Genomic DNA, 8,131 nt, shown 5'->3' with positions numbered 1-8,131 from the left:
TGCAAAAGAAATTTTGATTAATACATTTCAAAAAATAATGATATCTAGCTTGTGGGGTTTAAAATCCTTTGTATCTTTGCAGTCCAATATTTCTATCGGCATTATGAACCGAAAGTTGAAAGCTAAAGATGAAATATTGAAAATCCACATCGCGGGATAGAGCAGTAGGTAGCTCGTCGGGCTCATAACCCGAAGGTCACAGGTTCGAGTCCTGTTCCCGCTACTAAGCGAGACGCATCATCTAAATTAGATGATGCGTTTTTACTTTTAGCTCCTTTACCAATTACTATACTTGAGATTACAGAGAATACCGAATTTACTTCAGAGGTTCGATATTGAAGATTTTTCGGGTCAATGACTATTCCTGATGGAAACACTAATTTTTGAACTCGCACTTTGTTTTCAATACTCCCATGCTTCCAGTAATCACTGATATTTTGAGTTACTTCAACGCATTTTTCTATTTTTTTATTCAGGTTCGATATTGAAATTCCCAATTTTGATTTTTCAACATTTAAGGCTTCAATTTTACCAGTTAGTTCTTTATCAAACTTATCGAAAAGCTCTGGTTTTAAATTATCAAAAGCATACTTTCGTTCCAGATTATCTTTTTGAACTCCCAATTCTTTTAATTGCTTATTTAACGAACTTTCAAGTTCGATTGACTCTTTATTTTTGTCTGCTATGATGAGTTTCATCTGTGCTTTAAATACCTCAACAAATTTTCTATCCAAACAATACTGACTTAGATAGTCCTCAAATAGGTCATTGAGACCTGTTCGGAGTGACTTTTTTGAACTTTTGGCGTTCATATCTCTGCATGTACAAGATTTGTTTTGACATTTGTAATAATCATATTTCTTTTTCGCTTTGTAGCCAGTCATTTTTGTGCCGCAGTTACCACAATATAAATCTGATTGTAATGGTCGGTCTTCACAAAATTTAGACTTTGTATAGCCTGTATTCCTATTGCCATCAAGTCTATCATTGATGATTCTGAAGTCCTCCTTAGAAACTATAGATTTCCAGTTTCCTTTAATTGCTTCACCTTTTAAAAGGCTATTTGTATTTATACCGCAATAGAATGGCTTACGCCACATTTCACTCAATGATTGCTTGGAGATAATTAATTCTAAAGCTTCAAGCTTCTTACAAATCTTGTAGTCTGGAATATCTTTTAGTTTCCATTTCCAAGCTTTTTTTAATAATCTGCCTTCATAATTTATTTCTAATTTTTGTGATTCAGCCTTAAACTCTATGTTTTTTACTCTGTCCCCATAATGGTCATAACCCCGAGGAGCTTTACCTAGCCAATTACCTTTTTTTAAAAATGCTATCATTCCTGGTATGGTATATTCGAGACGTTCAATATTTTCTTTTCTGGCATATTGAAGTGATTCAATGATTTCATACTCACCTCTAGGTGTCGTTGTATCTTTATTGGTCGATACTTCAATTAGATGTACACCATGAACATTGATAAGTTTATTTACAAGCCCAATAGCACTTCCACCAGTTCTAGAGAAACGGCTCATCTTGTAAATCAAAATAGCAAATGGTTTGTGTTTTGCTTTTTTTACTTCAGATATTAATCTATTGAACTCTTTTCTTGTAAAATCACCTTTGGCGGATTCGTAAGTCCCGCCAAAGGTTTTTGTTATTACATATTTATTTTGCGCCAAGAGATTGGCAGCGTTTTTTTGATTTTCTATACTCCCGTTAGTTTCAAATTGGTCTTTTGAACTCACTCTGGTATATAACCAGACATTTTTGTTATTGTTTTGCTCTTCTTTATACGAGCTGTATTTTTTAAAATAATCTAATTCCATTTTTTTCTATTTTATTAAATCATAAACTAAGTTGCTTAGCCCATGTAGTTTATTAATTATTATGTTGACTTCTTCATCCGTACTTATATCGTCTTTTGTTATTTTTCTATAAGTTGTAACCGTAAGTCTTGTTTTATCTGTATCATTCACTTTTATTTAGGTGTTAATATGCGTCCAGCAAGATGTCAATCAAGCTGGTTTTATTTCCTTCGAAAGCACTATCCAAGGTTTTAATGATAGTATGCTTCTTCCAAATAGGGATGGAAGTAAACCATGAACTAAAAGCCAGAACACTTGTAAAAAGTGACTACTTTCCAGGTTGAAAAATTCAAAATAAAGTTTGAATGAATGGAGACTTTTAGCTGATTGCTTTTAAGTCATAAAATGAATACCCAATATCTTCATTGTGTTATTTGGGCAGAAGAAATTTATTCCAAGAAAGCCATGATATGGCACCAAAGTCTTGTTAGTGCAATTCAACACATTTTTTTGGATATAAACAAGTGATTTTGAATTATTTTCATATTTATTTTGTCTTTTCTATTTACTTATTCCAAAATAATACGATTATTATCTATAGCAATTAATTCCAGGTTTTAATGTACCTAGAAGATATTTATTAGAAAATAACAACACCAAATCTAAGGGAAGTAGTCATACTTCCTAATACATTTGGTACGCCTTTAAAGAAGATAAAATGGTAGAAAAAGAGTATTTAAGTGTTGCTGAAATAGCAAAACAAAAAGGGATGACAACAAGAAATGTCAGAAGATTAATAACACAATTAAGTGAAACAAAAAACAATAATCTTTTACGGAAAAATAAATTTAACAGATGGGAAATTCATCACTTATTGGAACCAAAATTCAGAAGAATGAGGAATCGAAAACAAAAGTATTTTGCATTGAGTTTTAAAACTTATAAAATATATAGCCAAGAAGATATTAAACTGATATTGAAAAATGTTTTTAATAAAGTTGATGACCCTGATTTGGAAATTAATTATACAATAGAGAATAAGAAATCTAATGAGCAACCTCACGTACATAGTTTTATAAAAACCAATAATAAAAAAAATGAGCTATTTCGAACATTGGATTTATTGTTTGCAAACATGAGTTACCATGAATCTAAAATATTCGATTTAGAACGCTGGAAACAGTATATAACAAAGGACGGAAGTCCAATAATAACATTAAAAAAATAAATTATGAAAATGAAATTTGATTTACAGAGATTTAAAAAAGAGAACAGAATAAAAGACCCAGTTATTGGAAAGGATTTTGAGATTTACAAAAGTTATTTTTCAAACTTAGAAAAGGAAATGTATTTGATATTAGAATGGAATGGCATGTTAGGTAGATTATTTAGAGGTCTAAGAATAGATTTAAATAAAGAAAATGTTCATATCCCTTTTAGTTGGTGGAGATATCAGATTTTTAAATCAACTAATCAGAATGTTCCTTGTATAAAAAGGGAGGACAATCCCTATTGGAAAATATAAGGGATGTAGGTATCCCAGGTCTTATATATGAAAAAAGTCATTAAAAAAAGTGCCCTATGGACCTTTAAAAATTTTTTAGAAAAAATCGGGTACTTTTTTTAACATCAACGACACCTTATTGCTGTTGATGTTAAAAATTAAATCATTGAAAAAAAGACGGAATCAAAAGAATAGAAATAAGCAGTTCGACCTATGAAAAAATTATGACGCTATGAACAAAGAAGAGATTACAGCTAAAATAAGAGCTAAACAGGAGCTAATTAACCTTGAGGATGAGCAAACAAGGAAAAACGAGCTAATGCAAGATATAAGGGTTCTCCAGATGAGGTTAGACATGGACGATACACACGAGAAAATCAAGAAGCTTACCAATAGAGATTGATGAAATCGATAGTAGAGAATTCAACAAAATCCTTCATTTGATTCAGGCTGGAGAATGATAACCAATAACTTCTGTTGCCATAAGGTTTTCCAGAGGTTCATTATAAATTTGACCATCGGGATTGCTCATCGGACCCATCCAATCACTATGGTCTGGATTAATCCCTATTCGGTTACCATTTAGTAATTCTCCCATGTAGGCTCCGCCATGATTATAAAACGCATTGTTCGCTATTGCTAATGTTCCTATTCTATCTCCATTTCGTGAAAATAAGCTGCCGTTATCTGTAAGCCATCCATAAAACTGACCATTTAATTTCCAAATACCATTCATCTTTAGTTTTTCAACGAAGATACCAAATAAAAGCCTTATCAAAATTGGGGTATGCCTTTGTCAGATACACTTAATATAGCTAAATACCTGGTTTTCAGGTGTATTATTATGCCACTCTAAAATAATACACTATATTTGTGATATAGATACAAGATTATGAAAGTTAAGTACGTAAGAGTTTCAACATTAGAGCAAAATACCGCCAGACAGGAAAAAAATGAATCAGAATTCGACAAAGTCTATGTGGACAAAATCAGTGGTGCCATTTCTTTCTTCGATAGACCACAAGGAAAGAAAATAGTGGATGATATTAATAATGGTAAGATTCATGAGGTTCATGTTCTATCTATCGATAGAGTTGGAAGGTCCATTCTAGACATATTGACCGTATGCAAGTACCTTAACGATAAAGGTGTTAATCTATATGTTGAAAATATAGGCATGTACTCGATGGTTGACGGTAAGCAGAACCCTATCTTTAAAATGATAGTTTCTGTACTTGGTAATGTAAGTGAAATGGAGCGTGATAACATGCTTGAAAGACAACGCCAAGGCATTGAGATTGCCAAAGCCAAAGGAGTCTATAAGGGGCGTTTACATGGCTCCCGAATGACCACTGAAGAGTTCTTAAAGAAGTATAAGAAAGTTGAGGTTGAACTAAGTAATGGAGAGTCACTAAGAAGAGCCGCTGCATTGGGTGGTGTTAGCCTTGGGGTAGCTCAGAGAGTGAAAAAAGCAATGAATGAACGAACAAATTAAATTATAGAATTATGTCAACACAGGGAGAAAGACAGAACTATCAATGGAGACCGAATGACAATTCCAGCACCACACGATTAAGGTATGACCTAGAAGCCGAGCATTGGTACAAGTCATTCAAGAGCGCAGAACGCAAACATAAACCATCATCGATTAGTTTGAACCTAGGTGTAATTGGTTTGTTTATCCAATTAACATTTACATTGTTAACTTTGGTGGTATTAGGTCTTATACAGTTGGTTAAATGGGTAAGGTCATAAGAACTGAGGGGTAAGACCTAAATAGTTCCTCTAAATTTTGATACAATTCTCATCACTAACTTGATATGAAAGGTCATTATTTATTTGATTAGTTGGTGAAATGGCTACTTTTTTACTAATAATATTCAGCTTCGCAGAATTAGCCATGGCTAATTGAGAGGTTTGTGCGTTCAAATCAGTTCTCTCTAATATGTAGTTTGGGTGATTAGTGAAGAATTCTATAACTTCTTTTGAAGGGTGTTTATAGCCATTTTTTCCAACAGAAATAACGGCATAAGTTTCGGGGTATTTTCTTAATCCACTCCAAAATGACTTGTTCATATTCTTTTTTGCACCATGATGTGGTACTTGAACTAGAATGGATTTCTGTTCTTTAAGGCGCCCATTTTTTTTGTTTAGCCTTTTTAAAACTTGACTCTCAACATCAGAGGAAAGTATTATAGATGTATTATCATTATAAATTTTTATAATTGAACAAAGCCAATTTGCATTAGGGTTACTTGTGCTATCCTCTTCGTCAAAAGGAAAAGCAACTCCTCTAATATACTTATCTATTTCTTGAGAAGAAGGAGCTAGAAATGCTAACTTAAAGCCTTCTGATAAATTTTTAACAGTATCAGGGTTATCATCAACAGTATGCAATTCTATCAGCCCCCTGTCTCGCATATCCATGAGCAACTCATAAAGTTTGGATAATTCCTTTTTCTCAATTATACTTCGAGATGCAGCCATCAAATAATCAATAGATACATTAGCAGTATGAATAAATCGTTTTATATTAATTTGATTACTTAAACAATATTCAATCAACTCCATAAACCCAGAATAATGGTCTTTATGTGGATGTGACAAAAAAAGAAACTCAATTTCCTTTGTTTTTGATTTGATTACATGTTGTAATACAGGATTAAGAGTAGATGTAACTTGATTACAGTCTATAATCCCAATTTTGTTATTCAAGCCTTCTTTCCATTCAATTATAATAGAATCTCCCTGACCAACATTTTTAAATATAATGTTTACCACTCTCGAAGCTTTGTGCCTAAACTCCTACCTTTGAGCCTTTGGATATCATCCTTTATTTCAAATAAATTAGCATTTACAAGACCTTCACCAGGATATACATCAACCCTAAATGAACCTGGCTTAGATTTTAGTTTTATCAACGCTAAATCACCTGTTTCTAAAGTTTTAAAATTTGAAAATAAGCTTTTATGAAATTGCCTAAGTTCGAAATACATGGTTTCTAAATCTATAATACAATCCAAATACACACTATCATTGTCTGAACTTACTATCCTAGCTTTAATGATTTCATTTGAAACCCAGCTTTCACTAGGAATGAAATCTCTACCTCTAAAAATATTATCTAAAATACTCTCAGAGTCTTCGTAATTAATGTTTTCTCGATTATTATTTATAGGAGTGATTCCTCCATATTTGATAGGAATAATAGGTTCGTTATTGTTTGGTTTGGTTATGGAGGACTCATCTACCTCGTCATTCTTAACATTCCAATTAGAAAAGTTATTATCTTCTTGAAGTCTTGATATAGTTTCGTTTACTGTAGATTCAGTATAATAAGAACCTCGCCTTCTATTAACGTGACTATTAAAAACTTCTTTTATTTTCTTACTTGAAGTTACTATAGTTTCTTCCATATCTTTTTAAATGTGCCATTAAATTCTGAACAATATTCTATAAAAGTATTAAAATTAACTTCAGATTCCGATTTAAATCGTTTGTACTCTAACATAACTCCTTCAAAATCTATATTTCCTAAAGCAGTAATGTCTATTGGTTTTATAGGTCTTTTTGATAAATCTTTTGGACCCAAATAAGGTCCAAAAGTTATGGAACTACTACCTGAATCTGTGTTTGACTCAACGACAACTGCAAAATCAGTTACATTATTGTCTAATTCTTTAAGGTTAAATGCTAAAATATTTTTTGAGAAAGTGCCTAAAATATCTTTATCTTTAGAATATTTAGAAATAGCAATCCCATAGAAAACACTACTTTTAATTTCACCAAATCCTTTTAATTTGCATATCTGTTGAAAAATATCAAAAAATAGTGTTCCAATAGGTGAATTTTTTTGGAAATATGCATCAAGGCTTCCTTGACCTTTAAAAACAGCTCTATCCCAAGAAACAATAATCATATACCCATCTTCCTCAAAATTTAGAAAGTATGTTTCTTCAACAGTATTTTGCTTATCAATTTTTATGCTATCGGTGAGCTTTACATATGGTGCTAGTGTATTTCTAACTATTTGAGAAAAATCAAGAATATGATTAAATCTAATCTCAAACTGAAAAACAGGAATGATTAAGTCCATTATTATATGTTCATTAAAAAATTGAAAATCAAATATACAAGAATTTATTTATAAGCATTTAAAGCCTTTAACAATTGATGATTAAGATATTAAAAACAGTTTGTTTAATTCTAAAATTCTTGATTTTTATTCTCTAATTTATTATCCATTGACAATTGATTACCATTTAGATTGTTAGCTTACCCAAAGTAGAACTTCTTAGTGTTCTAAAACTTTTTAATGTTACTGCTTTTAATTCTGAAACCGATTAAAATTTAATTGGAGGAGGCTCAACTCAATCCACGTTGTCAGAATTCGACCAAGTCTATTAATATATGATAGAATCTATAACCGAGAATTAGCACGATAACAGATGAAGTTATGTGATGAGGTTATGAAATTCAACAACCTTTAAAAAATCACTAACAAGCTCATTAAGGTTCGATAATTCATCCTTTCCCGCTACTAAATTTTCTCCAAAAGGCCGACTTTTTAAGTCGGCCTTTTTTATTGAAGCTCTATTTTTAAAAATAGAAAGAAATCTATTTAATTCATTTTTTCGAAAAATGCCTTCTAGTTTAGCTCTAAGACCTCTTAAAATGGATTGTTTTCTTAAAATTTTCTTTGTTAAAGTAAGGATTTCATTATATAATTTATGAAAATTCTTACAGGAAATTAAAAAAAAAAGCGGAAAGTGTGTAGTTGACCGATAAACTGTATCCGTTTGGCTAATAGTACATTTCT

General features: G+C 31.5%; 11 protein-coding genes and 1 tRNA gene. 6 read left to right on the top strand and 6 right to left on the bottom strand.

Annotation, left to right across the window (positions count from 1 at the left end):
- Positions 1-150: 150 nt before the first annotated feature.
- Positions 151-223, top strand: a tRNA-Met gene (locus ACN0TV_RS16830).
- Here ACN0TV_RS16830 and ACN0TV_RS16825 read toward each other — a convergent pair.
- Positions 183-1,829 (bottom strand): recombinase family protein, encoded by a 1,647-nt coding sequence (locus tag ACN0TV_RS16825; RefSeq protein ID WP_417364476.1) that lies wholly within the window; start codon positions 1,827-1,829, stop codon positions 183-185. The two genes, ACN0TV_RS16830 and ACN0TV_RS16825, sit on opposite strands and share 41 nt — an antisense overlap.
- Positions 1,830-2,526: 697 nt before the next feature.
- Here ACN0TV_RS16825 and ACN0TV_RS16820 point away from each other — a divergent pair.
- The 3 genes from ACN0TV_RS16820 to ACN0TV_RS16810 all read left to right on the top strand — a co-directional run bounded on the left by ACN0TV_RS16820 (position 2,527) and on the right by ACN0TV_RS16810 (position 3,715).
- On the top strand, positions 2,527-3,036 hold the full coding sequence (locus ACN0TV_RS16820) for a hypothetical protein (protein WP_417364474.1): 510 nt from the start codon (positions 2,527-2,529) through the stop codon (positions 3,034-3,036).
- A 3-nt stretch (positions 3,037-3,039) separates the two neighbouring features.
- Positions 3,040-3,333 (top strand): hypothetical protein, encoded by a 294-nt coding sequence (locus ACN0TV_RS16815; protein WP_417364472.1) that lies wholly within the window; start codon positions 3,040-3,042, stop codon positions 3,331-3,333.
- Between the two features lie 211 nt (positions 3,334-3,544).
- The gene (locus ACN0TV_RS16810; RefSeq protein WP_417364470.1) at positions 3,545-3,715 is read left to right on the top strand and encodes a hypothetical protein; all 171 of its coding nucleotides are present in this window, start codon (positions 3,545-3,547) and stop codon (positions 3,713-3,715) included.
- 42 nt (positions 3,716-3,757) lie between these two features.
- Here the strand turns inward: ACN0TV_RS16810 and ACN0TV_RS16805 are convergent, their stop codons facing one another.
- The gene (locus ACN0TV_RS16805; RefSeq protein ID WP_417364468.1) at positions 3,758-4,048 is read right to left on the bottom strand and encodes a hypothetical protein; all 291 of its coding nucleotides are present in this window, start codon (positions 4,046-4,048) and stop codon (positions 3,758-3,760) included.
- Between the two features lie 156 nt (positions 4,049-4,204).
- Here ACN0TV_RS16805 and ACN0TV_RS16800 point away from each other — a divergent pair, with 156 nt between their 5' ends.
- Together ACN0TV_RS16800 and ACN0TV_RS16795 are read left to right on the top strand one after the other, a co-directional pair.
- Positions 4,205-4,807: a recombinase family protein gene (locus ACN0TV_RS16800; protein ID WP_417364466.1), complete on the top strand. Its 603-nt coding sequence runs from the start codon at positions 4,205-4,207 to the stop codon at positions 4,805-4,807.
- Positions 4,808-4,818: 11 nt separating this feature from the next.
- Positions 4,819-5,067 carry a hypothetical protein gene (locus ACN0TV_RS16795; protein ID WP_417364464.1) on the top strand — a complete coding sequence of 83 codons (249 nt, stop codon included), beginning with the start codon at positions 4,819-4,821 and terminating at the stop codon, positions 5,065-5,067.
- Positions 5,068-5,097: 30 nt separating this feature from the next.
- On the opposite strand, the gene ACN0TV_RS16790 is transcribed toward ACN0TV_RS16795, so the two are convergent.
- The 4 genes from ACN0TV_RS16790 to ACN0TV_RS16775 all read right to left on the bottom strand — a co-directional run.
- Entirely contained in the window at positions 5,098-6,093 is a 996-nt protein-coding gene (locus ACN0TV_RS16790) for a ComEC/Rec2 family competence protein (protein ID WP_417364462.1), read from the bottom strand.
- On the bottom strand, positions 6,087-6,728 hold the full coding sequence (locus ACN0TV_RS16785) for a hypothetical protein (protein WP_417364460.1): 642 nt from the start codon (positions 6,726-6,728) through the stop codon (positions 6,087-6,089). The genes ACN0TV_RS16790 and ACN0TV_RS16785 overlap by 7 nt, the downstream gene beginning before the upstream one ends.
- Positions 6,713-7,408 carry a hypothetical protein gene (locus ACN0TV_RS16780; RefSeq protein WP_417364459.1) on the bottom strand — a complete coding sequence of 232 codons (696 nt, stop codon included), beginning with the start codon at positions 7,406-7,408 and terminating at the stop codon, positions 6,713-6,715. The genes ACN0TV_RS16785 and ACN0TV_RS16780 overlap by 16 nt, the downstream gene beginning before the upstream one ends.
- A 358-nt stretch (positions 7,409-7,766) precedes the next feature.
- On the bottom strand, positions 7,767-8,131 hold a 365-nt coding region (locus ACN0TV_RS16775; RefSeq protein WP_417364457.1), incomplete at its 5' end, for a hypothetical protein.

It is taken from the genome of Galbibacter sp. (genome assembly GCF_048266365.1).
Classification (GTDB): Bacteria; Bacteroidota; Bacteroidia; order Flavobacteriales; family Flavobacteriaceae; genus Galbibacter.
The sequence above is the reverse complement of the archived record's forward strand: the minus strand, read 5'-3'. Positions and strand labels throughout refer to the sequence as shown.